Consider the following 24,071-nt stretch of genomic DNA (forward strand, 5'->3'; position numbering starts at 1 on the left):
GTAAGTCCTGAAAAATTTGCTCGTTTGCATCATTTATGCTGTCTGACGCACCCTACAATATAGATGATTAAATTCTGTGAACAATAGAAGCAAGTAGTTATGGCAGGTGATATGTTCGATACTCCCCAAGACTCCCTAACCGTACCCAAGGTCAACATACCGACTATGTTTAGGCTAGGGTTTTTTCAGATGGGGTTGAGTATGATGTCTATTTTGACTCTGGGGGTACTCAACCGAGTCATGATTCAAGAAATCGCCATTCCGGCGACAATAGTGGCTATAGTGTTAGCTATACCTGCTTTTGTATCTCCAACGCGGATTTTATTTGGACAGATATCTGATGCTAAACCGTTGTTAGGTTATCATCGTACAGCTTATGTGTGGATCGGCGCAGCAATATTTGCGATCGCCGCTTTTTTAGCAGTACAAGTAATTTGGCAGTTAAATGCTATCAGTGGTGATAGTTGGGTGTGGACAACTCAAGCGATCGCTTGGACAGGAGTTTTAGGTTTAGTTTTTGCGATTTATGGTTTAGCAATTTGTGTTAGTGGTACTGCATTTGCCGCATTATTAGTAGATATTTCCCAAGAAGATAACCGTTCCCAAGTCGTTGGTATTGTCTGGTCAATGCTAATGGTAGGTATTATTGTGGGAGCAATTGTTAGTTCTAGTTTATTAAAACAATTGGATGGAAATGCACCTTTAGAAACTTTACAATCTGCCATTAATAGATTATTTCTAATTGTTCCCAGTGTAGTATTTCTTTTCTCTATCATTGCTACTGTAGGTGTAGAAAAAAAATATTCTCGTTTTTATCAACGTTCCACACCAGGAAACCGGGAAGATAGCATTAGTTTAGGTGCAGCTTGGTCAATATTAACAGCTAGTCCGCAAACAGGTTTGTTTTTTACCTTTTTATTGGTAATGACAATTAGTTTATTCATGCAAGATCCAATTTTAGAACCTTATGCGGGTGAAGTGTTTAAAATGCCTTTGGCTGAAAGTACCAAACTTAATGTTTTTTATGGTACGGGAATTTTAATAGCTTATGGTGTAACTGGCTTTTTCATTGTCCCACGTATAGGTAAACGCAAAACAATTAAACTAGGCTGTATTTTAGTAGCTTTTTCCGCCTTATTATTAGGATTTTCCGGGTTTTCTGGTAATGCCAACTTTTTAAAATTTGGTTTAGTAATATTTGGTTTATCTACTGGTTTTGTCACCACTGGCGCAGTCAGTTTAATGTTAGATTTAACAGTAGCAGAAGCCGCAGGTACTTTTATCGGTGCATGGGGATTAGCACAATCTATATCCAGAGGAATCGCTGTAGTCATTGGTGGTACTGTTTTAGATATTGGTCGCAATTTGTTCACCAATAATTTACCATTAGCTTATGGTATGGTTTTTTGTTTGGAAGCTGTGGGAATGATTATTTCTCTATGGTTTTTAAACCGGGTGAATGTGACAGAATTTCAAACCAATACTAAACAAGCTTTAGCTTCTGTTTTAGAAAGTGATTTAGATTAGATTAGGTGACAGGTGACTGGTGACTGGGAGGATGAATAAACCAATGACTAATGACTAACGACTAATAACTAATAACTAATAAAAAATGAATGATTTTTGGAACACAATTTTAGATTTTTCCCAAACTACTACAACGAGAGTGGGAAAACAATTAATGCAGGATTTTGGTAAAGTTCAAGCATCTCAAAAAGCTGATGGAACTTTAGTTACTCAAGCTGATAAATGGGCGGATCAAGAAATTAGAGATGCGATCGCTTCCACTTTCTCAGGTTACGGAATTTTGAGTGAAGAAAGTGATAAAACTTTTCCTGATACAGAATGGTGTTGGGTAATTGATCCTTTAGATGGAACAACAAATTTCACTAGAGGTATTCCTATTTGGGCAATTTCTCTAGGTTTACTTTATCGCGGAACACCGATTTTTGGCTATGTTCATGTACCACCATTAAATCAAACCTTTCATGGTTTTTGGGCTGGTTCATCAGGCTTACAAACGCCAACAGGAGCATTTTTAAATAACCATCCTATCCACACCAGTAAGGATGATCCAAGTGGTAATCACTTTTTTAATCTTTGTTCTCGTAGTACGGGAATTATTCAACCGGGTTTTCCCTGTAAACTGCGGATGTTAGGAGTTGCTAGTTATAATTTTTTAACTGTTGCGACTGGTGCAGTTTTAGGAGGTGTGGAAGCGACTCCTAAAGTTTGGGATATTGCAGGTGCTTGGGTAATTTTACAAGCTGCTGGTGGTTGTTGGATATCTTTAAAAAATCCACCTTTTCCATTAATAACAGGTGTTGATTATAGTCATATCTCTTTTCCCACAATGGTTGTTAGTGATTCCAAAATTGAATCTGTGTTTACTCCTTTTCTCAAAGGTGTTAAATTGTAAGTCAGGAGTCAGGATTCAGAATATTGGATAAATCAGTAGATTATCAATACCTGATTTTTAGTCTAAACTCCAGTTAAAAAGCTTATTGCTGAGGGAGCATCCCAAATGTGTAAGTTGATTTTTTTTGTCTGATATCAAGACATGAAATGAACTAACCACGAAGAAGCGAAGGACACGAAGGTAAGAAGAAAGAAGAGAGTTTTCAGGTACTTTTATTCTGCATTGTTGCTTTCATTAGGATGCTCCCATTGCTGATAGCTGAATGCTTAGGAAATAATGAACCGCAGAGGACGCAGAGAAATGAAAATTTGAAATAAAAAAGGTGGGTGCTATGGCTAAAATGAAGATTTTGCGAGAAGATCAATCTTATACTTTTCGGTCTTATTTTGAGTTACCTTATGAAGCAGATGATATTTTAGCTGAATTTAATTACTCTCTAATTAAAGCGCACCTATCTTTACCGCAAACCAATCAGGAACTTCAAGAATTACCCGCACTCAAACAAAGAATAGAGGATATTTTACCTTTTGTTAGTTTGAGTAATGAAACTGCAAGAAGGGAAACTTTAGTATCTCCAATTTTGTTGGAGGTAATTCGCTATTGTCACTGTCAAATGCGAATTGAATACCCTCTTGCTATTAATAATCAACTCCAGGGTAATCTTGATTATCTTTTACAGTTAAATAATAATTTTTTGGTTATCGAAGCTAAAAATGATGATTTGACTAGAGGTTTTACTCAATTAGCTGTAGAATTAATTGCAATATCTCAAATTCAGGAAAATACTATTTTATATGGTGCTGTGACTATTGGTAATGTTTGGCAATTTGGTAAACTTGATAGTAGTCAACAACAAATAACCCAAGATATTAATTTGTTTAAAATTCCTGGAGATGTAGATATTTTAGTTAGTTCAATTATCGGTATTTTACAAGGAGTAAATAACTAATCACCAATTACCAATTACCAATTACCAATTACCAATTACCAATTACCCATTACCCATTACCAAATTATGAAAGCACTCTGGTTAGAAAACAAAGAATTACAATTAAAAACCGATCTCCCCATCCCCGAACCCCCAGAGGGAGAAGCTTTAGTAAAGGTTTTACGTGCAGGTATTTGTAATACTGATTTAGAATTAATTAGGGGTTATTATCCCTACAAAGGTATTTTAGGTCATGAGTTTGTAGGAGTTGTTGAACAAGGTTCAGAACATTTAATTAATAAAAGAGTTGTGGGAGAAATAAACGCTGCTTGTGGTTATTGTCGGTTTTGTTTGCAAGGAGTACCTATCCATTGTGAAAATCGCACGGTTTTAGGTATTGTGAATAGAAATGGTGCGTTTGCTGAATATTTGTGTTTACCTGAAAAAAATCTGCATCTTGTCCCTAATAATGTTTCTACAGATGCGGCAACTTTCACTGAACCTATTGCAGCAGCTTTAGAAATTCAAGAACAAGTAAAAATCACTCCCAATGAAAAAGTTTTAGTTGTAGGAGATGGAAAATTAGGACAATTAATAGCGCAAACTTTAGCGTTAACTGGTTGTGATTTATTAGTAGTAGGAAGACACAAAGATAAGTTACAAAATTTGGAAAATCGAGGAATCAAAACTGGTTTAGCTGATGATATTAAAGATAGAAGTTTTGATATTTCTGTAGATTGTACAGGAAATCCAGACGGTTTTGCTACTGCACTTCGCGCTTTACGTCCTAGAGGTACGTTAGTTTTAAAAAGTACCTACGCTGGTAATTTAAGTGTGGATATGTCTTCATTAGTGGTAGATGAAATCACCCTGATAGGTTCTCGTTGTGGTCCCTTTTCTCCTGCTTTGGAATTATTAGCAAAAAATCAGATAGATGTTACACCTTTAATTCAATATCATTATCCCTTGAGTGAAGGTTTAGCTGCTTTTGCAAAAGCACAAACTAAAGGAGTTTTAAAGGTGTTATTAGAGATGAATTAGTTGATAATTGATAATTGACAATTGATAATTGAGAATTATTTTATTCTAGTTTTAAATCGTCAATTATCCAATGTTAATTTTCCATTGTTGAAGGAAAATTTCACATTGATTCTGCACCTTTGGTAACTAAACGTTTAAATAAAGCAGCAGACCAACGAGTTTCTTTTAACCTTCTTTCCGCATAATTATCACCCCAATTATCATTTTAATTAGGGCTTGCTGAATAAACCCAAAACCTATACAAATCAAAGTTTTGAGGCTGATTAACAGGAAATTAGGTGCTTTCGATATAGCGTCTTGTGCCTCAAAAACCTTGCACTTTTATTGAGTTCGAGAGATGGAAAAGAAATTTTCAAATCTCCTCCTGACTCCTGACTCCTGACTCCTGACTCCTGACTCCTAACCCCTAACGGAAAGACTTTTTCAGCAAACCCTAATTAGCCTTTACTGTCTGGTTGTAATTTATCTGGTTGCAATTTAACCGACAAAGTTGAGGAAGTCGTAAAAATGGCAAAAATTGTGACAAATATTTTTAGTGTATCTGAGGAAAATACAGCACTTTCCATCTACATGAGGTACACTATGGGCGGGCAAGATGCCCACCCCACAAGAGTTTTATCATTAATATCTGTACCTCATAATAACGGAAACTGGTGTAAACTGCTGATTATTTAATTGATTATTTAATATTTTTCACAATCAAAATTTTTATGGGGTTGATGATCTTTACAACCTATTGCTTCTTCTGTATTCGCAATATAAGGATTTACAGTACATTTAAGACGATAATTATTAGTAAAAAATTGGCAGTTATGACAGGGTATTTGGTGCATTGTTTTGGCTGTTTTTACAGTTTCTTTTGTCGCTGTCCATAAATTCAACAACATCATAATTATGGTAGTCCAAGCGACGACGAAACAAATGGGAATTAAAAATGGTTGTATTCCATGAATGAGAAAAGATACAAAATTTAACATGGCAATAGTCAATACAAGTGAGGAGTTAGAAATTAATATAACTCCTAACTCCTCATTGATCACGTCTAGCTAAAGATATATTACAAAGTGTAAATTTAGTAAGCGTGTCATAATGTATGATATAGATTAAAATTGTAATTCTATTTTTTATTACAAATGGCAATATTCTTGACCCCAACTTAAACTATTAAAATTTGAATTAATATCTTCAACACATTGAAAGAAATCAACTTCTTTGCTTGGCAAAATTCCAATAGTATACAATTCACCGCTATTACTTCTGCCAAATGTAATTGCGCTAATGGAAGGACATTTTTTAATTATTCTACGAGATATTGTTCTTATTAATTGAGGTGAATTGAAAATTGAATCAACAGAACTTCCAGACATAGATATTAAATAATAATAGGGTCTATTTTGTGGTGATGTTCCATAAGTATCTTTTGCTTTTTTTAGCTCAATGCTCAAAAATAAATCTCGTTGATCTTGTAAGTCTTTCATGGAGTTAAATACTACATCTTCACAGCTACTTTCATCGCTGTTTTCTGTTATTTCTGGTTGCAATGCAGGTGTTAGTGTATCGAAAGATTCTACACCTGAACCCGTATTTATAGGAGTAAGAGGTACAACTGGAATTGGGATCGAATTATAATTAGGAATATTATATTTAATTGATGGCGTAGGTGGTAACGGCGTTATCAACGGATCGTAATAAATACTTCTAGACCTCGGATTACTTCTATAGTGTGGTCTAACGTATGTGCCGTTTCTACGGTAATATCCACGAACATATCCAGCATAAGATGGAAACTCAATTAAACTTGAGAAAATGGAGCTTAGTGCTAATATAAATAGAATTCTACGTAACATTTGTTTTTCTTAGATTAGTTTTTCAATGGGGCATTTTTTCCAACATATCCTCGACTTCTTCTTTGAAGAGTCGAGGATATCTACTGAAATAACTGTTAAATTCCTGCGTGTCCTAATGCTAAACCTGTGACTAACATTCCGAATACTAGAAAAGGTTGGGCGCTGGCTTGGTATTTTACATCATTTGCTATAGGATCACGTAAAAAATACATATCCTGAAAAGTGATTTGGGGAATGATTAATAATACCAAAATTGCGGCGTACAAGTTCTCATGAATGCTGACGAGATAACCTGCAACTAAACCTTGAAATAAGTCAATCATGACTACACAAATTAAGGCGGCAGTTTGGACACCAAACATGACTGGTAGGGATTTTAAACCTAATTGGCGATCGCCTTCTACACTTTTGAAATCATTAACAACAGCAATTCCCAAACCTGCCAAACTATAAAATAAGGTGAGAACTACAATTGTCCAATTTAACTCACCAAATAAAGCATGACCCGCCCACCAAGGTAATGCAATATAACTTGCACCTAAAGCATAATTTCCTAACCAACCATTTTGTTTTAATTTTAATGGTGGTGCTGAATAAATGTAGGCAATAAAAGAACCAAAAACCGACAATCCTAAAATATTAGGAAATGGATGACCTGCCCATAAATCTAAAGTGTAGGCTACACCATATCCTAATAATAGTAAAAGCACAAATTGGGTAACTACTTGCTTTTCAGAAATTGCCCCTGAAGGAATAGGTCGGTAAGGTTCATTAATTGCGTCAATTTCCCGATCATAATAATCATTAATGGTTTGGGTATAACCAGTTAACAATGGTCCAGAAAGCAACATACACAAAGCTGCTTTTAAGACATTTTCTAAACTCCAGGTATAATTCCCTGAAGATGCTGCACCACAAACTACACCCCAAATTAAAGGAATCCAGGTGATAGGTTTCATCAACTGTAAACGAATTTTCCAGATTGATGTTTCTCCTGGTGCTGCACCTTTCATTCCCAGAAGTTGGCGAGTTTTCGCACTACGATCTTCTGTATTTGTAGCTTCCTGATTTACAGATTCTACAACTTCAGTTGGTTGAGGATTTTGATTTATGGGAGTTGATTCAGACATAATAATCTAATGGGTAATTGGTGATTGGTGATTGGTAAACAAGGGAACAGGGAACAGGGAACAGGGAACAGGGATTTTTTCACTATTTCCTGATTTCCTACTGTCACCTGTCACCTGTCACCTGTCACCTCTAAAACCTAAAAAGAAATTATCAAATAACTATTTTGAAACTTTGCCCCGGTAACAGGTTTACCACTGAGGGCAGGGGGTAAGAAGATATTACGGCGATGATCTCCGGCTTCTATTGTGACTTCTGGACCAGATTGAGTGAGTTTGACTTGTTTTTTGTCAAAACCTGGTAAAAATAGCCGTACTTGGCGATTATGTACGTCTATTTCTATGGGTTTGGGTGCTTGTAATGCTTGTTCGACAAAGTTAGGTAAAGCATCTATCAAAAGTTGCCATTCACCCTTAGATACATCAGGAACAGTGCTGATAGGTAGGGGCGAAAATTCTGCTGATAGATTGGTATTTTGATCAGCAGACACTAAAATTGCGCCACCAATAGTTAAACCAATTTGTTGGGCAGTACCCCAAAGATAACGGGAACTAGCCACATCTATGGGATCTGGAGTTGTGATTAAAAATGCGGCAACTCGCTGAGGATCAGCTAAAGCTGCTTTACCTTGATCGAGAAAATTATTAACTTGGTTAGTGGGTAGGGAGAAGTTATCAGCCGTCCAGTTAACATTAAATAAACTGGTAATCAGGGGTTGAATGAGGGGTGATTCAGAAATTGCTTTACCTAAATCGGAGTTAACAAACAATTGTCTAAATCTTCGCACGTACCAGCTAAGAGATTCGGGCATTCCCAACATCCGCAAGGTGGCAGCGTCTCCAGCACCATCATAGATAATCGCGTCATATTTGCCACTGGCATCATATTCACGAATCGCATTGAGGGCGAGGGCGTTATCCATGCCTGGCAATACTACCAGTTCTTGTCCATAGACCTCTTTTAAAATCGGTGTACGGAGATATTGCGCTTCTAGTTTTTTTACTTCTTCCCAGTTGCGTTCTAGCAGTACAGATGCTTGAAACTGTACTGCTTGCAAGTTGGGAGCGATTTCTTGGGGGTCAGGAGAGAGAGTAGTTTCCAGTAAAATTGGCAACGTTGGTTCTGCTAATCCTGCTAAAAGTACCCGTTTGCCTTGGCTTGCCAATAGCTTGGCTGCGGCGATCGCTATTTTGCTTCGAGCGATGCCGTTTTTGCCTAAAAATGTCAGTATCAAGGCCATTACGTGATTTCCAATTACCGCCTATTTGTTCAACTCCAACTTAGCACTTAAATAAAACAGCTAATCTACCTATATGGCTTTAATTTCATCCTCAAAGAACCAAGTGGAGGTATTGTCATCAAATTTGACTACAACACCAATACCAGCACCATCTGTAACTTTGTAACCTTCTATCACACCTACTTTACCTAGTTTTTGAGCGATAGGAGCAGATACGCGATCGCGCAAACGAACTACTTTAACCTTTTGTCCGATTTCCATGTCTAGTTAGAATCCAATAATCCAAATCTCAGTGTACCGGAATCTGGGACTTAGTTTGCAGTTAAGCTTTCAGAAATGTTGCTTTAATATTTATCTAATTTAACAATTAGATATGTTTAAATATGCTTTTTTATGTTAATTTTTATTTGAATGTGTAAAATTACAATCTACATTAGATAAATAATAAAATGAGTGACAATAAAGTGATAATAAAATTAATCAATTTCCGTGAAAACAGACACCATTTTTTATAGCTTATTCCAAGAATTTCCTAGTATTTTCTTTGAATTAATTAACAAATCTCCGACAGAAGCAGTTGCTTATGAATTTACATCCCGTGAAGTTAAACAACTAGCTTTTCGCTTGGATGGATTATTTTTACCAACTACCAAAGATGCTAAAAAGCCATTTTATTTAGTAGAGGTGCAATTTCAACCAGATGAAGATTTATATTATCGTCTGTTTGCCGAACTTTGGCTCTACTTAAAACAATATAAACCGTCTCATCCTTGGCAAGTGGTAATTATTTATCCCAATCGTACCATAGAAAGAGAACAGCCTATACAATTTGGCGAAATCTTGCTATTAGATCGAGTTAAACGCCTTTATTTAGATGAGTTGGGAGAGAGTTCTTTAGGGGTAGGAGTTGTTAAACTGGTAATAGAACCAGAAGCAAACGCACCAGAATTAGCAAAACAGTTAATTGCCCAAGCCAACCAACAAATTAATGATACAACCAGCAAACGGGATCTGATCAAACTAATTGAGACAATTATCGTCTATAAATTACCCCAAAAAAGCCGCGAGGAGATAGAAGCCATGTTAGGTTTAAGTGATTTAAAACAAACCAGAGTTTATCAAGAAGCATTAGCAGAAGGTAAAGAGGAAGGAATAACAGAAGCAACCAGGAAATTAGCTTTAAAATTATTAAGAATTGGCATGAGTTTAGAGCAAATTTCCGAAGTTACAGAATTATCTTTAGCACAGATTAAAGATTTACAAAAAGAAATTTCATAAAAGGAAATTTCCTGGTTTTACTGCTTACTAAACAATTAAGTTTCTGAGGGTGTATTCAATGAATACGCCCCGATAAGGTAATAAAAAATGTATCCAAATCATCCACCTTCCCCCAAAGAAACCATGCCGACAATGTATGATTTACCTAGTGAATTAATAGGAGAATCAGGTTTGCCGGACGAATTTCATTGTATACAAGCAGATTTATTAACACAAACTTGTCAACCAGCTAATTATCAAACCTCAGAAATTTTCCTAGCTAGTGACTTAAATCTATATTATGATCCACGTCATCCTAGTTGGTATAAACGTCCTGATTGGTTTATGGTATTAGGAGTACCAAAAGCCGAACAACAGGAAGATTTACGTTTAAGTTATGTAGTTTGGCAAGAAGGTATTGATCCGTTTTTGGTAGTAGAATTACTCTCACCAGGAACAGAACAAGAAGACTTAGGACAAACCCTTAGAGAAATAAATAAACCGCCCACAAAATGGGAAGTATATCAAAACATTTTGCGTATCCCTTACTATGTGATTTATGATAGGTATGAAAATAATTTCCGTAGTTTTAAACTCAATGGTACTCGATATGAACCTGTCGATTTATCAGATAACCGTTTTTGGTTAGAAGAAATAGAAATGGGTTTGGGTTTATGGCAAGGAACTTATCAAAATACAGAGGGTTTATGGTTACGTTGGTATAACAATAATGGCTGGTTGCCAACATTAGCCGAAAAAGCAGAAAATGAACGTCAACGGGCTGAAAGTGAACGTTTAAGGGCAGATAAACTAGCAGCAAAATTGCGTGATTTAGGAATAGATCCTGATAGTTTAGTAAATTAGGAAAAAACTATGACTACAACTGTAAAATTAACAGATTTCAAGATTGAATATCCTAGTAGTGATGGTGAACCAGTGGCAGAAACTTATATACATCTCTATGCAATTTTAACAACTTTAGAAGTTCTCAAACAATACCTTACAGGTAGACAAGCAACGGTACTGGCAAATCAATTTTTATATTATGCCCAAGGTTTTCCCAAATTAAGAATAGCACCAGATGTCATGGTTATTTTTGATGTGCCTCCTGGTGGTAGAGATAATTATAAAATTTGGGAAGAAGAACAAGTTCCTCAAGTAGTTTTTGAAATGACAAGTGCAGGAACTCAAAAACAAGATCAAGAATACAAGAAATTATTGTATGAACAATTAGGAATTTTAGAATATTGGTTATTTGATCCCAAGGGAGAATGGATAAATCAAAAATTACAAGGTTATCGTTTACAGGATGAGATTTATCAACCCATTACAGATAATTTATGTCAACCTTTGGGATTAAGTCTAGAAGTAGAAGGAGAACTTTTAAGATTTTACCGTTTAAATACAGGGGATAAATTACTGATACCAACAGAACTTGCTGAACAGGCAGAAAATGAACGTAAACGGGCAGATAAATTAGCAGAAAAATTGCGCTCTTTGGGAATAGATCCTGATACCTTATAATCAACGAACAATACCAAATTATCAACCTAAAATCTATGGCTTTAACCGCACAAGAAATAGAAGCATTAATGCCAGATTGCACCGAACTACTTAGCGATGAACCAGAAATGGAAAGTTCCTTACACTATACACAACTATTAATATTAGTCACTTGTTTAGAATGGTTGTGGAGAGATAGAGAAGATTTTTTCATTGGTGCAAATCTCACCATTTACTATAGCCGACAACAGTTAAAAAATCGAGACTTTAGAGGACCCGACTTTTTTCTTGTAAAAAATACTGAAAAACGTCCTCGCGCTTCCTGGGTAATATGGGAAGAAAACGGCAAATATCCCAATTTAATCATTGAATTACTTTCTGATTCTACAGCCAAAGTAGACAAGGGTTTGAAAAAACAGTTATATGCAAATCAATTTCACACACCTGAATATTTTTGGTTTTCACCTACGACATTAGAATTAGTTGGTTGGCGATTAGCAGGAAGTGAATATGAAAAAATCAAACCTTCTGAAAATGGCTGGTATTGGAGTCAAGAATTAGGATTGTATTTAGGAATTTGGGAAAATAAATTGAGGTATTTTAGCGTTGAAGGAAAATTAATACCCACACCTGAAGAGGCAAATTTAGAAGAAATTAGAAAAGCTGAAATTGCTACTCAACAGGCTGAATCTGAACGTAAACGTGCTGATGAAGCTGAGAATAAAGCCGCTATTTTAGCTCAAAAGCTCAGAGAATTGGGTATTGAACCTGATAGGTTATAAATGAATCATGAGGAGCGGTGAAATTTCACTGCTCTGAAAAATAACCACAATAAATATCTGGTTGGTAATTAATTTACAAACGAATGCTGAAAATAAGATACAATGCTGGAATATCTTGGCTTTAGCCTGTGGTGGTAGTGGAGAATGACCCTTTCTGTCAAAGACAATTTAACTAAATTGCAAGTGCAGCGTTATTATGAATTACTGCACGTTTTAGTAGTACGTACTCTCAAAGTGCGTTATCGGGGTTCTATTTTAGGGGTTTATTGGTCTTTATTAAATCCCTTAATCATGACAGGGCTTTACACTGCAATTTTTGGAGCTACTTTTGCATCTTATTATGATAACTCAATCCTTAATTATGTATTAGCAGCGTTTACAGGATTGGTGGTAATAAATTTTTTCTCAGCTTCCACATCCCAAGCTTTAGCAAGTGTGGTAGGTAATGGAGCATTATTAAATAAGATTAGGCTGCCTCTCAGTGTTTTCCCGGTGTCAATGGTAGCAGCAAATATCTTTCAATTTTCCGTGGGGGCATTTCCATTACTGGCATTAATGACTTTATTTAATGCCAAGAGTGTGGTAAATGTATTAGCATTAGTCTTTCCGTTTCTGGCATTAGTATTAGTTTCCACTGGTATTGGATTTTTGGTAAGTGCTTTATATGTATTTTTTCGAGATTTACCTTACTTTTATGAGTTAATTACATTTGTAATTTGGATCAGTAGTCCAGTATTTTATCCCGCAGCGATTGTACCACCTCAAGTTAAGCCATTTCTCAGTTTAAATCCCTTGTCGCCTATAATTGAGAGTTTACGTCAGATTACCTTATCAGGTGCAGCACCAGATTTAGGGTTAATATGGGGGGCGTTACTGGGTGGGATAATTATTTTATCTTTAGGATGGATTTGTTTTCATTTGTGGCGACATCAGTTTATGGATTTATTGTAGATAGAGTTGTTTTAATTTATGGCGATATCAGTTTATTGATTTGGTTTAATATAGCTATTATTTAATAATTGCACAAATTAGATAGTGATAGTTTATAATTAGCTTAAAGATAGCAATTTATCCTAATAAAATCTATGGCTTTAACCGCACAAGAAATAGAAGCATTAATGCCAGATTGCACCGAACTTCTCAGCGACGAACCAGAAATGGAAAGCTCATTACACTATACACAATTATTAATATTAGTCACTTGTTTAGAATGGTTATGGCGTGATAGAGAAGATTTCTTTATTGGTGCAAATCTTAGCGTTTACTATAGCCGACAACAGTTAAAAAATAGAGACTTTAGAGGACCAGACTTTTTTCTAGTCAAGGATACAGAAAAACGTCCGCGTATGTCTTGGGTAATATGGGAAGAGGATGGTAAATATCCCAATGTGATCATTGAATTACTTTCCGATTCTACCGCGAAAGTAGATAAGGGATTGAAAAAACAGTTGTATCAAAATCAATTCCGCACTCCTGAGTATTTTTGGTTTTCCCCAAATACCTTAGAATTATTAGGATGGCGATTAACAAACAGTGAATATAAAGCTATTCCACCATCAGAAAATGACTGGTATTGGAGTCAGGAATTAGGTTTATACTTAGGGGTTTGGGAAGATAAGTTAAGATATTTTACTGTTGAAGGAAAATTAGTTCCTACACCAGAAGAAGCTAACTTAGAAGAAATTAGAAAAGCTGAAATTGCCCTCCAAAGGGCAGAAATTGAAGAACAAAAAGCTGAAGCTGAACGTCGAAAAGCTGAATTTGAACGTCAAAAAGCTGAATTTGAACGCCAAAAAGCCGAACTTGAACGTCAACGTGCTGATGCAGCAGAGAATAAAGCAGCTATTTTAGCTCAAAAATTGAGAGAATTAGGGATTGAACCTGATACTTTGTAAATAGATACGTTATTGAGTGGTATAATTGTTTTGTCTTTCATTATTCTATGTAAATGTTTTCTAATCCATTAGTCTGGATGCCACTGGCTGAAGAAATATCACCTTTTCTTAAATACTGCTATGGTATTGTTCTTAATGCTGGTTCTGGGCAAAGAAGCATTAAATTAGGTGAAAAAGATTTAAATATTGATATTACAGACTACAATAAACCTGATATTATTGCTGATTTACATCAGATCCCTTTACTTGATGAATCAGTAGATACGATAGTTTCTATTGCTGTACTGGAACATACACGCTATCCTTGGCAGATTGCTAAAGAATTTTATAGAGTTCTCAGACCAATGGGTTATGGAGTTATCGCTGTTCCTTTTTTACAACCACAGCATGATTTTCCTGGAGATTATATTCGCTTCACTGAAAATGGATTAATAGAAATATTCAAATATGGAGGTTTTGAAATCATTGAAACTACTCATGTCCATCATTTCGGTCAAACTTTAGCCTGGTTACTCTGGGAATATTTACAGTTTAATCCACCAAAAAAAATTACTTGGTGCTTTTGGCAAAACCTAATTCGTCAACTTTCATTAGGAAATTTGCTCAAAGGAGATAGTCCCAATACTCACAATACTCACTATATTGTAGTTCGCAAACTTGGTGAGCATAGTATCAAATCTCACTATATTCAATCTCTGGCACAAAAAGATAAGAAAGATTGGTTTTTCCCACTTTTGGCTTGTCCTGTAACCAAGCAACCTCTGTATTTAAAAGAAAATTCATTAGTTTCTGAAGATGGTAAATTTATCTATGGATTTCAGGAAAATATTCCCTATTTAGAAGCATCACAAAATTTGATTTACCCTTCTCAAATTAATCCTAATCAATCTCAATTATCAGAATCTGACCCTAAAGTATTATCTCAATTAAGTGAGGAATTATCAAAATTAAGAACACATATTAAAAATATTGAGTTAGAACTAGAAATATCCAAAAATACAATTGCTATGATTCAATCTAGTAAGTTTTGGCAGATCAGAGAAAGCTGGTTAAAGTTAAAGGCAGTTTTTGATTTAGGAAAAAAATAAGTCAGCTATCAGCAAAAAAATCTCCTACTTTAGATAGATGTTGTTTTAATACTTTTAGGATCTTGAACCTGAGATTTGTAAATTGCTTTGAAGGAAAGGTTTTTCTACTTTTGCTTAAAATTAACTAAAAATGCTGTAGTTTTATTTACATATATTTAATATTTTTTTAATCCACAATGTAAACTTGTTGTGTATAATTATTTGCATGAAACCTTTGAGTTAATTCGTGGGAATAAAACATGGCGATCGCAAACCTGACCGAATTATTCGGCAATTCTTCGGCAAATACTAACACTATCCCTAATCTCAGTGTTTATTATGGTTTAGGAGGAGATGATAATCTTAGTAGTCCCTCTGGCAATTCTAACTCCTTTCCAGTAGTAGTAGCTATTGGCGGTGCAGGCAATGATGTATACACAGTCTGGAATAATAGCACTCTCATTGTTTGGGATAGTAGCAGTTCAGGAAGCGATCGCCTGGTCGCCACAGGTATTCCTTTAATAACTGGAAATACCATTGGAGCTAACTATGGAGGAATTATTGATAATCGCCATCTTTGGGTAGGAAATACAGTTTCAGGACAGGAAATAATCATCCTAGATTGGCAAAATCAAAGGAATCGTCTAGAAACCATTAATCTACAAGATGGAGATTTTTCCTATGATTTTATTGCAGAAACTATCCCCACTCTTGGTCTGCCCTCTTACAGTTGGTCATCTGCTGTAGCTGCGGGGTTAGATTTATCTAAACTTGGGCTAAACTCTAGTCATGTAAATACTGCTATCGAGCAAATTAAAAACCGCTCCCTAGAAATTCAACAACCTGATTTTAGTGATGATGGAAAATCTGACATTCTGTTAAATAATCCCACTCAAGGATGGAATACAGCATGGTTAATGGATGGAACAAACTATGCAGGGTATGCCAGTGTCTTTGGTTCTGCGGGTTATAGACCAGTAGCCACTGCTGACTTCAACAAAGATGGAAAAACAGATTTAGTCGTTAATAATCCCACCAATAATTTTAATTCCGTCTGGTTTATGGATGGGGGTAATTATGTTAGTGGTGTCGGTTTACCAACAGCCGCAGGTTGGCAAATTAAAGGAGCAGCAGATTTTAATGGTGATGGAAATACAGATATTTTACTTAATAATACGACAACAAATTGGAATACAGTTTGGTTTTTAGGAGGTGCTAACGGTGCTAGTTATACAGGTTTTGGTAACTTACCTGTAGCTAACGGTTGGAATATTACAGGTGTAGCTGATTTTAATGGTGATGGTAATTCTGATATTTTACTGAATAATCCCAGTCAAGGATGGAATACAGTGTGGTTTTTGAATGGTACAACCTACAGTGGTTTTGCTAATTTACCCAGCGCACAGGGTTGGCAGTCTTTGGGTACAGGAGACTTCAACAACGATGGTAAACCAGACATTATTTTAAATAATCTTAATTCTAATTGGAATACTGTTTGGTTGATGAATGGAACTAATTATGTAGATTTTGCTAACTTGCCTACTGCTCCTGCTGGTTGGCAGATTGCTGGTATGGCTTAGTTCAAATTGTATTAAGAGTGAGAAAGGGGAGCATCCCAAATAATAGAAGTTTCCTTTTTTCTTCATGCTCCCTAAGTGAAGCAAATAGCCTAGATTTAGGGGTTGAGGATACATCGCTAACCACTTGGAAAACATCATCATAATAGCAAAATTGAAAAATAATGGAGGATCTTATGTCAAGAGAATTTCCAACACAAGTAAATTTGGTTTCTGCCACTAACTACAATGATGTCCTTGCTAGTGATGTCGGTAGCCCCATTCAAACCAACTCTATTGTTGATCAAGTATACCGAATTAATATTCAGCAATCAGGAGTTTTAGGTGTAGTATCAGGAAGAGTATTAACCGACAATATCGACAGTATTCCCACAGAAGGAGGGAGTATTAGGGTTTCTCAAGCTATCAATAATTATGCTTTTGGGATAGCCTACACTCTCGCACGAGATAGTAATGGAAACGGTCGCCTCGATTCATCAGATCAATTTATTGACCACAAAGTTATTAATACTAATGTCAATGGCTTTGTTTTGTTTCAAAAATCAGTTACGCCAGGGACTTATTTTTTAGAATTAACTGATACAAATGGCTCATATTCAGGTACAACAGATTTAGTAAAATATCAATCTTCTTTAAGTCGTACAAATTCGGGCATCTTATTTGATCCTGGCACTCTTTACGGTGAGACACTAGGAAATATTAGTGATCCAAAAGGTAGTAGTAACGGCTCAGAATCTAAAAAATCAGACTTTAACAAAGATGGCAAAACAGATATTTTATTAAACAATCCCAATCAAGGATGGAATACAGCTTGGTTAATGGATGGGACAAACTATGCAGGTTATGCCAGTGTCTTTGGTTCTTCTGGTTATAAACCTGTAGCTACTGCTGACTTCAACAAAGATGGAAAAACAGATTTAGTGGTCAATAACCCCAGCAATAATTTTAATTCCGTTTGGTTTATGGATGGAGGTAATTATGTTAGCGGTGTCGGTTTACCCACAGCAGCAGGGTGGCAAATTAAAGGTGCAGCAGATTTTAATGGTGATGGGAATACAGATATTCTGTTGAACAACACTACCACAAATTGGAATACAGTTTGGTTTTTAGGCGGTGCTAACGGTGCGAGTTACACAGGCTTTGGTAATTTACCTGTAGCTAACGGTTGGAATATTACAGGTGTGGCTGATTTTAACGGTGATGGTAATTCTGATATTTTGCTGAATAATCCCAGTCAAGGATGGAACTCTGTGTGGTTTTTGAATGGTACAACCTACAGTGGTTTTGCTAATTTACCCACCGCACAGGGTTGGCGCTCTTTGGGGACAGGAGATTTTAATGGTGATGGTAAACCAGACATTATTTTAAATAATCTCAATTCCAATTGGAATACGGTTTGGTTGATGAATGGTACTAATTATGCGGGGTTTGCTAATTTACCTACTGCTCCTGCTGGTTGGGAAATTGCAGGTATGGCTTAGTTTGCATATTCTAAAGTGCCATCTCTACGTTGCAATTGAAATTTCATACGTATAATTTATTTGGCAAAAGATTTTGTTGATTAGAAACGCACATTTACTAATAATTTGCCCCAGGAGGAGAAAAATTTCATGCCTACAATATCTTGGACTCGGCTATTGATGAGCATCGGTAACCGTGCCTCTGATGTACTCGACCGTGCCTCTGCGCTAACCACTGGTAGCGATGGGGCAATTTATGTCAGTGGTTGGACTTCAGGTAATCTGGATGGACAGACAAATAGTGGCTCTACTGATGTATTTATAACCAAGTACCAGCCCGATGGTACCAAGATTTGGACTCGGCTATTGGGTTCAACCGATTCGGACAATGCCAATGCCCTCACCACTGGCAACGATGGGTCAATCTATGTCAGTGGTGTAACCTATGGCAACTTCGACGGACAGAATAATAGCGGAAATGTATTTATCACCAAGTACCAACCTGACGGCACTAAGGTCTGGACTCGAACGTCAGAAGCTGTTGGTTCTGCCAATGCTCTAGCTACAGGCAACGATGGAGCCATTTATGTTGCCGGGTATACAATCGTTAACTTTGACGGACAGACCCTGAATAATAATGGTGGTGTTGGTGATGCCTTTATCATCAAGTACCAACCCAATGGCACTAAAGCTTGGACTCGGCTATTAGGATCAGATGAAAATGACGAGGCCAATGCCCTAACCATTGGCAACGATGGCTCAATTTATGTCAGTGGTTGGACTTGGGGCAATTTAGATGGACAAATTAATAGCGGTGGTAAGTATGCCTTTATCACTAAATATCAACCCAATGGCACCAAGGTCTGGACTCGCCTATTGGGAGTAGGAGTAGAAGATACCGTCGCCAATGCCCTCACCACTGGCAGCGATGGTGCCATCTATGTTAGCGGTCGTACCACTGGCAATTTAGATGGACAGACTTTTAGTGGTGGGTATGAGGGAGACATCTTTCTGACTAAATACCAACCCGATGGCACCAAGGTCTGGACTAAGCTATTGGGAACAAGTAGTGATGATGTTGCCTATGCCCTCACCACTGGCAGCGATGGTGCCATCTATGTTAGCGGTTATACAGAGGGAAACCTGGATGGACAGGGCAATCTATCAGGATTGTCTGATGTCTTTATTACCAAGTACCAACCCGATGGTACTAAAGTTTGGACTCAGATATTGGGAGAGATTAATGGTGATATTGCCAATGCGCTGACCACAGGCCAGGATGGTGCAATTTATGTCAGTGGTACGACTTTTGACAGTAGCGGTCTTCCAGATGTATTCGTCACTAAGCTCAATGTTAATACCACCAGCCGCTCATTTCCCGACTTCAACAAAGATGGTAAAACCGATATTCTCTTAAATAATCCCAGTCAAGGATGGAATACAGCCTGGTTAATGGATGGGACAAATTATGCAGGTTATGCAAGCGTATTTAGTTCTGCTGGTTATAAACCTGTAGCCACCGCTGACTTCAACAAAGACGGAAAAACAGATTTAGTAGTCAATAACCCCAGCAATAATTTTAATTCCGTTTGGTTTATGGATGGAGGCAATTATGTTAGCGGTGTCGGTTTACCCACAGCAGCAGGGTGGCAAATTAAAGGTGCAGCAGATTTTAATGGTGATGGGAATACAGATATTCTGTTGAACAACACTACCACAAATTGGAATACAGTTTGGTTTTTAGGCGGTGCTAACGGTGCGAGTTACACAGGTTTTGGTAATTTACCTGTAGCTAACGGTTGGAATATTACAGGTGTGGCTGATTTTAACGGTGATGGTAATTCTGATATTTTACTGAATAATCCCAGTCAAGGATGGAATACAGTGTGGTTTTTGAATGGTACAACCTACAGTGGTTTTGCTAATTTACCCAGCGCACAGGGTTGGCAATCTTTGGGAACAGGAGACTTTAATGGCGATGGTAAACCAGACATTATTTTAAATAATCTTAATTCCAATTGGAATACGGTGTGGTTAATGAATGGAACTAATTATGCGGGGTTTGCTAATTTACCTACTGCTCCTGCTGGTTGGCAAATTGCTGGGATGGCTTAAAATTATCACCAAAATGATGATACAAATACTTGGGTAAGGGTTTAGTAGTGCTAAACCCCTACAAAAAATTTATATGTATCAGAATGTTTGTGAAATGGTATTACGCAGGAAGTCTGGAGAAACTCTTATTCCTTTGTGTCCTCCCCTGGGGTAAGTACCTGCGCGTATATGCGTTCTTTCCAGTTGATTTTTTCGTGATTTTGCGTAAGTCCTGTTGACTATGTCCTCTATCTTCAGTTATACTAACCCACACATTTAAACTTTTTAGACCCTAAAAGAGCGCAAATAATGAAAATAGCTTATGTATCCCGTGAATTTGGACCCATCACAGGAGGAGGGATTGGTACTTATATCGCTAACATTACTGCTTATATGTCAAAAAGGGGACATGAAGTTTATTTGATTACTGATTGTTTCACAGAATCTAATATTCATTACTTGCCGCCAAATGTTACCCTAATTCATCCAGAACCAGAGCCTAGCGATTGTTATTTTTTCACCTATAATCAAAATTATGCCCAACGTATTTATCAAACCCTCAAGTCACTGGCTCCTTTTGATGTGATTGAGTTTGCTGAATACAATGCCGAAGGATTTACCACAATTAGAGCGAAAAAGTTACTTAATGAATTTGCTAATACTAAACTTGTTGTTAAATTACATACTCCCCGTTCTCTTTTAGTACAAATAGACGAAGAGAAGCATACAAATACACAAACCGCTATTGATATTTATCTGGAAGATTACTGTGTCAAAAATGCTGATTTAGTCACATCCCCCTCAGCATCGCTTGGTGAATATTTTCAACAAAAACTTGACTTAAAATCCATTTATAGAAGTCCTTATCCATTATCTTTGGCTACTAATAATCCTCTCCGCAAATTTGTAAAATCACAAATTCAAAAAGTTACATTTCTTGGCAGTATCCAAGTCAGAAAAGGCGTAGATGTTTTTATTGAAGCTGCCAAAATCATTCTTGCTAAAGAGCCTAATTTTGTCTTTGAAATGTATGGAAGAGATACATACTCTGCGCCCTTTCAACGCTCTTATGCAGAATATCTCAAAAAACGTATTCCCTATGATTTAAAAGATAAAATTATTTTTAAAGGATCCGCACCTTACGAGAAAATTCCGAAAATTTTGCAAAACACTTGTTTTTGTGTATTTCCATCAAGGTGGGAGAACTGGCCTAATGTTTGCCTGGAAGCAATGTCATTAGGTTGTGTAGTGATTGGTAGTAAAAATGGTGGAATGTCAGAAATGATTGAACATGGAAATTCAGGCTTTTTAATGAATCCCTATCAACCAGAAGAAATTGCCTACACAATCTTAGATCATCACAGAAATATTGATTATTTACACCAAATTTCTGTCAATGCTCAATCTAGCATTAAACAATGGTGTGATCCTGAATTAGCTTGTCAACAGGTGGAAACTTCTTATAAAACTAATATTTATCCTAAAAATTGGATAGTTAGTCAAAAACCTAAAGTTTCTGTAATTATTCCTCTATACAATCAGGGGAATTATATTTTAGAAACCATCTCCTCTATTAAAGAATCCAGTTATAAAAATGTAGAAATTATAGTTGTTAATGATGGTTCTACAGATCCTCAAACAAATAAAGTCTTTGGAACATTAAAGGATGTAATTAAAATTTTCAAACCCAATGGAGGATTAAGTTCTGCTCGTAATGCAGGTATTAAAGCCTGTTCTGGTGATTTTATTATGCTGCTCGATTCAGATGATAAAATTCATCCTGAATATATTTATAAAGCAGTAACAGCCCTCTTAAATAATCCTGATTTAAGTTATGTTGGTTGTTATACTAGGAATTTTGAAGCTTATGAATATACTCAAGCTCCCATTGGATTTATCCCTGAGTTAATGTTGTTTATGAATACCAATGTGGTGAATAGTACAAATCTCTATCGTAGAGAAGCTATTCAAAAAGTTGGTAATTTCGATGAAGAATTAATTTCCTACGAAGATTGGGATTATTTTATCAGCTTGTATGAGCATGGGTGTGAAGGCGATATTTTACCAATGGAACTTTTCTTTTACCGTCGTCACTACGATTCAATGGTATGGAGAGTAGCACAGCCTTATCGTATTCAGTTAATTCAATATATATTATTAAAACACAAGAAAACTGTTGATTCATTGTCTGCCTCTATGGTGCAGTATTTGACTCAATTATGGAAAGAAAAAGAGATAGAAAATGAAGCTTTTGGACATACAGGCAATTCTTATGAAGTCGCTGAATTAAACAAGAGAATTGCAGCAATGGAATCATCAAAATTTTGGCAGTTACGAAAGCTTTGGTTTAAGACCAGATTTAAACTAGGTTTATCTAAAGAATTAGATTAACAAAAATCTCAAGATTTTAACTTGTTTAATACTTGACAGTTGACAATTATGGTGTTTTGAGAAAAAGGGAAGAAAAACTTTTACCCTTTAACCTTTTCGTTTCGCAAAGGAACTCAAAACTTCTAGGATCACAAAGCGAGTAGTATTGACTAGTGTTGTAACTTTTAACAGCACTGCTCTACTAATAATCTATGTATAAATGTAGTGAGTAAATCTAAACTTATAGTTATTGATATAGTTAATAATCCGTCTAGTTGACAAATTGTTAGGAAGACTTGATTTCAATTGAGCAGTTTGAAATGGAGATGATTTGTCATGTTGATAGTTGATAGACAAGGATGTTACAGTAAAATTATGATAAAATATATAATCCCTAGTATATAATTTACAAATATTATTCCATAAGCATAAAATATGGTGAGCTAGTATGAACTAATTAAGTGGATGTAAAATTGGAAATTTTCGTAACAAACTTAATGTAATTAGGTTAGGTATTGATATCAATAATTTGTGATGGAAGTTATTCGTCTAAATCAAGTTTCGCTGTATCGAAGGACACAAGAAGAGTTTTCTTACGACCTAAAGAAAACAATCCTATCTATAGTAGAGGGTAAATATCGCCAACCAGTCAAAAAACTTGTACTGGACAAAATTGATTTAGTAATAAAAAAAGGAGAGAAACTAGGTATAATAGGTGCGAATGGTTCTGGTAAATCCACACTGTTAAAGTTAATTTCCGGTATTCTTCGTCCTACATCTGGTACAGTCAGAGTACGCGGTCAAGTTGCGCCTTTAATTGAACTAGGAGCAGGGTTTGATCCAGACATTTCTGTATTGGATAACATTCAGCTTTATGGTGTACTGCTGGGGTTTTCCAGAGCTGAAATGAAAGAAAGAGCGTATTCAATTTTGGAGTTTGCTGAACTGGAGGATTATAGTTTAGTTCCGGTGAAGGGTTTATCTTCAGGAATGGTAGCTAGGTTGGGATTTTCCATCGCTACAGATGTGCAGCCAGATATTTTGATTTTGGATGAAGTGTTATCTGTAGGTGATGAGAGTTTTAAGCATAAATGTAAGCAGCGAATAGATGAATTTTGGAATGGAAACGCAACAATTTTAGTCGTTTCTCATGATTTAGATTTTGTTCAGCAGTCTTGTGAGCGTGTGGTATGGATAGATAAAGGCAAAATCAACTTTATAGGAGAGCCAGAAAAAATAACAAACTACTATTTGCAGACGATTCAATCTTAAAACAAATGTTGTTTAAAAATGGAGAAAATGCTAAAAATATTTCTGCAAAATTATGCAAGACAATTATCTAATTAAATGTTTTGTCCTTTGATTCTGAATCAATTAAAATGCCTGCTATTATACTGGCAGTAGGTCTTTTGAAGATATAAACAGTAATATTTGCCAACAAATTTTGGCTTTTGGGTAAGTGA

Annotated in this window: 22 protein-coding genes; 17 read left to right on the forward strand and 5 right to left on the reverse strand. The window is 36.1% G+C overall.

Annotation, left to right across the window (positions count from 1 at the left end; translation table 11 throughout):
- Nucleotides 1-99: 99 nt before the first annotated feature.
- The 5 genes from K2F26_RS14375 to K2F26_RS14395 all read left to right on the forward strand — a co-directional run bounded on the left by K2F26_RS14375 (nucleotide 100) and on the right by K2F26_RS14395 (nucleotide 5,063).
- Nucleotides 100-1,527, forward strand: a complete 1,428-nt coding sequence (locus K2F26_RS14375) for a BCD family MFS transporter (RefSeq protein WP_220608371.1) — start codon at nucleotides 100-102, stop codon at nucleotides 1,525-1,527.
- Nucleotides 1,528-1,612: 85 nt separating this feature from the next.
- The gene (locus tag K2F26_RS14380; protein ID WP_220608372.1) at nucleotides 1,613-2,419 is read left to right on the forward strand and encodes an inositol monophosphatase family protein; all 807 of its coding nucleotides are present in this window, start codon (nucleotides 1,613-1,615) and stop codon (nucleotides 2,417-2,419) included.
- A gap of 331 nt (nucleotides 2,420-2,750) precedes the next feature.
- Nucleotides 2,751-3,368, forward strand: coding sequence for a hypothetical protein (locus tag K2F26_RS14385; protein ID WP_220608373.1), 618 nt, complete (start codon nucleotides 2,751-2,753; stop codon nucleotides 3,366-3,368).
- Between the two features lie 66 nt (nucleotides 3,369-3,434).
- Entirely contained in the window at nucleotides 3,435-4,388 is a 954-nt protein-coding gene (locus K2F26_RS14390; RefSeq protein ID WP_220608374.1) for an MDR/zinc-dependent alcohol dehydrogenase-like family protein, read from the forward strand.
- Nucleotides 4,389-4,895: 507 nt separating this feature from the next.
- Entirely contained in the window at nucleotides 4,896-5,063 is a 168-nt protein-coding gene (locus K2F26_RS14395; protein WP_220608375.1) for a hypothetical protein, read from the forward strand.
- A gap of 8 nt (nucleotides 5,064-5,071) precedes the next feature.
- Here the strand turns inward: K2F26_RS14395 and K2F26_RS14400 are convergent, their stop codons facing one another.
- The 5 genes from K2F26_RS14400 to petP form a co-directional block, all read right to left on the reverse strand.
- A complete protein-coding gene (locus K2F26_RS14400) occupies nucleotides 5,072-5,365 on the reverse strand; it encodes a hypothetical protein (protein WP_220608376.1) in 294 nt (97 codons plus the stop codon).
- A gap of 150 nt (nucleotides 5,366-5,515) precedes the next feature.
- Complete coding sequence (locus tag K2F26_RS14405; protein WP_220608377.1) at nucleotides 5,516-6,235, reverse strand: hypothetical protein; 720 nt, start codon at nucleotides 6,233-6,235, stop codon at nucleotides 5,516-5,518.
- Between the two features lie 95 nt (nucleotides 6,236-6,330).
- On the reverse strand, nucleotides 6,331-7,365 hold the full coding sequence (gene chlG / locus K2F26_RS14410) for a chlorophyll synthase ChlG (protein ID WP_220608378.1): 1,035 nt from the start codon (nucleotides 7,363-7,365) through the stop codon (nucleotides 6,331-6,333).
- Between the two features lie 137 nt (nucleotides 7,366-7,502).
- Complete coding sequence (locus tag K2F26_RS14415; RefSeq protein WP_220608379.1) at nucleotides 7,503-8,603, reverse strand: Get3/ArsA fold putative tail anchor-mediating ATPase NosAFP; 1,101 nt, start codon at nucleotides 8,601-8,603, stop codon at nucleotides 7,503-7,505.
- Between the two features lie 69 nt (nucleotides 8,604-8,672).
- On the reverse strand, nucleotides 8,673-8,864 hold the full coding sequence (gene petP, locus K2F26_RS14420) for a cytochrome b6f subunit PetP (protein WP_096567904.1): 192 nt from the start codon (nucleotides 8,862-8,864) through the stop codon (nucleotides 8,673-8,675).
- Between the two features lie 228 nt (nucleotides 8,865-9,092).
- Here petP and K2F26_RS14425 point away from each other — a divergent pair, with 228 nt between their 5' ends.
- The 12 genes from K2F26_RS14425 (at nucleotide 9,093) to K2F26_RS14480 (ending at nucleotide 23,880) form a co-directional block, all read left to right on the forward strand.
- A complete protein-coding gene (locus tag K2F26_RS14425; RefSeq protein WP_220608380.1) occupies nucleotides 9,093-9,881 on the forward strand; it encodes an Rpn family recombination-promoting nuclease/putative transposase in 789 nt (262 codons plus the stop codon).
- Nucleotides 9,882-9,968: 87 nt separating this feature from the next.
- Nucleotides 9,969-10,724: a Uma2 family endonuclease gene (locus K2F26_RS14430; protein WP_220608381.1), complete on the forward strand. Its 756-nt coding sequence runs from the start codon at nucleotides 9,969-9,971 to the stop codon at nucleotides 10,722-10,724.
- A gap of 9 nt (nucleotides 10,725-10,733) precedes the next feature.
- On the forward strand, nucleotides 10,734-11,384 hold the full coding sequence (locus K2F26_RS14435; RefSeq protein ID WP_220608382.1) for a Uma2 family endonuclease: 651 nt from the start codon (nucleotides 10,734-10,736) through the stop codon (nucleotides 11,382-11,384).
- A 35-nt stretch (nucleotides 11,385-11,419) separates the two neighbouring features.
- Complete coding sequence (locus K2F26_RS14440; protein WP_220608383.1) at nucleotides 11,420-12,145, forward strand: Uma2 family endonuclease; 726 nt, start codon at nucleotides 11,420-11,422, stop codon at nucleotides 12,143-12,145.
- Between the two features lie 144 nt (nucleotides 12,146-12,289).
- The gene (locus tag K2F26_RS14445; protein ID WP_220608384.1) at nucleotides 12,290-13,096 is read left to right on the forward strand and encodes an ABC transporter permease; all 807 of its coding nucleotides are present in this window, start codon (nucleotides 12,290-12,292) and stop codon (nucleotides 13,094-13,096) included.
- A 134-nt stretch (nucleotides 13,097-13,230) separates the two neighbouring features.
- A complete protein-coding gene (locus K2F26_RS14450) occupies nucleotides 13,231-14,040 on the forward strand; it encodes a Uma2 family endonuclease (protein ID WP_220608385.1) in 810 nt (269 codons plus the stop codon).
- A 53-nt stretch (nucleotides 14,041-14,093) separates the two neighbouring features.
- Nucleotides 14,094-15,128 carry a methyltransferase domain-containing protein gene (locus K2F26_RS14455; RefSeq protein WP_246605366.1) on the forward strand — a complete coding sequence of 345 codons (1,035 nt, stop codon included), beginning with the start codon at nucleotides 14,094-14,096 and terminating at the stop codon, nucleotides 15,126-15,128.
- A gap of 239 nt (nucleotides 15,129-15,367) precedes the next feature.
- Nucleotides 15,368-16,687 carry an FG-GAP repeat domain-containing protein gene (locus K2F26_RS24825; protein WP_246605367.1) on the forward strand — a complete coding sequence of 440 codons (1,320 nt, stop codon included), beginning with the start codon at nucleotides 15,368-15,370 and terminating at the stop codon, nucleotides 16,685-16,687.
- A gap of 173 nt (nucleotides 16,688-16,860) precedes the next feature.
- Entirely contained in the window at nucleotides 16,861-18,165 is a 1,305-nt protein-coding gene (locus K2F26_RS24830; protein ID WP_246605368.1) for an FG-GAP repeat domain-containing protein, read from the forward strand.
- A gap of 129 nt (nucleotides 18,166-18,294) precedes the next feature.
- On the forward strand, nucleotides 18,295-20,259 hold the full coding sequence (locus tag K2F26_RS14470) for an FG-GAP-like repeat-containing protein (protein WP_246605369.1): 1,965 nt from the start codon (nucleotides 18,295-18,297) through the stop codon (nucleotides 20,257-20,259).
- A gap of 288 nt (nucleotides 20,260-20,547) precedes the next feature.
- Nucleotides 20,548-22,629 (forward strand): glycosyltransferase, encoded by a 2,082-nt coding sequence (locus K2F26_RS14475; RefSeq protein ID WP_220608386.1) that lies wholly within the window; start codon nucleotides 20,548-20,550, stop codon nucleotides 22,627-22,629.
- Nucleotides 22,630-23,142: 513 nt separating this feature from the next.
- The gene (locus K2F26_RS14480; protein WP_220608387.1) at nucleotides 23,143-23,880 is read left to right on the forward strand and encodes an ABC transporter ATP-binding protein; all 738 of its coding nucleotides are present in this window, start codon (nucleotides 23,143-23,145) and stop codon (nucleotides 23,878-23,880) included.
- Nucleotides 23,881-24,071 lie beyond the last annotated feature (191 nt).

This window comes from Sphaerospermopsis torques-reginae ITEP-024 (genome assembly GCF_019598945.1).
Lineage (GTDB): Bacteria > Cyanobacteriota > Cyanobacteriia > Cyanobacteriales > Nostocaceae > Sphaerospermopsis.

What these genes read in the sequence shown, in the direction of transcription:
- K2F26_RS14375 (WP_220608371.1), top strand. Translation starts at nt 100, where the DNA reads ATGGCAGGTGATATGTTCGATACTCCCCAAGACTCCCTAACCGTACCC.
- K2F26_RS14380 (WP_220608372.1), top strand. Translation starts at nt 1,613, where the DNA reads ATGAATGATTTTTGGAACACAATTTTAGATTTTTCCCAAACTACTACA.
- K2F26_RS14385 (WP_220608373.1), top strand. Translation starts at nt 2,751, where the DNA reads ATGGCTAAAATGAAGATTTTGCGAGAAGATCAATCTTATACTTTTCGG.
- K2F26_RS14390 (WP_220608374.1), top strand. Translation starts at nt 3,435, where the DNA reads ATGAAAGCACTCTGGTTAGAAAACAAAGAATTACAATTAAAAACCGAT.
- K2F26_RS14395 (WP_220608375.1), top strand. Translation starts at nt 4,896, where the DNA reads ATGGCAAAAATTGTGACAAATATTTTTAGTGTATCTGAGGAAAATACA.
- K2F26_RS14400 (WP_220608376.1), bottom strand. Translation starts at nt 5,365, where the DNA reads ATGTTAAATTTTGTATCTTTTCTCATTCATGGAATACAACCATTTTTA.
- K2F26_RS14405 (WP_220608377.1), bottom strand. Translation starts at nt 6,235, where the DNA reads ATGTTACGTAGAATTCTATTTATATTAGCACTAAGCTCCATTTTCTCA.
- chlG (WP_220608378.1), bottom strand. Translation starts at nt 7,365, where the DNA reads ATGTCTGAATCAACTCCCATAAATCAAAATCCTCAACCAACTGAAGTT.
- K2F26_RS14415 (WP_220608379.1), bottom strand. Translation starts at nt 8,603, where the DNA reads ATGGCCTTGATACTGACATTTTTAGGCAAAAACGGCATCGCTCGAAGC.
- petP (WP_096567904.1), bottom strand. Translation starts at nt 8,864, where the DNA reads ATGGAAATCGGACAAAAGGTTAAAGTAGTTCGTTTGCGCGATCGCGTA.
- K2F26_RS14430 (WP_220608381.1), top strand. Translation starts at nt 9,969, where the DNA reads ATGTATCCAAATCATCCACCTTCCCCCAAAGAAACCATGCCGACAATG.
- K2F26_RS14435 (WP_220608382.1), top strand. Translation starts at nt 10,734, where the DNA reads ATGACTACAACTGTAAAATTAACAGATTTCAAGATTGAATATCCTAGT.
- K2F26_RS14440 (WP_220608383.1), top strand. Translation starts at nt 11,420, where the DNA reads ATGGCTTTAACCGCACAAGAAATAGAAGCATTAATGCCAGATTGCACC.
- K2F26_RS14445 (WP_220608384.1), top strand. Translation starts at nt 12,290, where the DNA reads ATGACCCTTTCTGTCAAAGACAATTTAACTAAATTGCAAGTGCAGCGT.
- K2F26_RS14450 (WP_220608385.1), top strand. Translation starts at nt 13,231, where the DNA reads ATGGCTTTAACCGCACAAGAAATAGAAGCATTAATGCCAGATTGCACC.
- K2F26_RS14455 (WP_246605366.1), top strand. Translation starts at nt 14,094, where the DNA reads ATGTTTTCTAATCCATTAGTCTGGATGCCACTGGCTGAAGAAATATCA.
- K2F26_RS24825 (WP_246605367.1), top strand. Translation starts at nt 15,368, where the DNA reads ATGGCGATCGCAAACCTGACCGAATTATTCGGCAATTCTTCGGCAAAT.
- K2F26_RS24830 (WP_246605368.1), top strand. Translation starts at nt 16,861, where the DNA reads ATGTCAAGAGAATTTCCAACACAAGTAAATTTGGTTTCTGCCACTAAC.
- K2F26_RS14470 (WP_246605369.1), top strand. Translation starts at nt 18,295, where the DNA reads ATGCCTACAATATCTTGGACTCGGCTATTGATGAGCATCGGTAACCGT.
- K2F26_RS14475 (WP_220608386.1), top strand. Translation starts at nt 20,548, where the DNA reads ATGAAAATAGCTTATGTATCCCGTGAATTTGGACCCATCACAGGAGGA.
- K2F26_RS14480 (WP_220608387.1), top strand. Translation starts at nt 23,143, where the DNA reads ATGGAAGTTATTCGTCTAAATCAAGTTTCGCTGTATCGAAGGACACAA.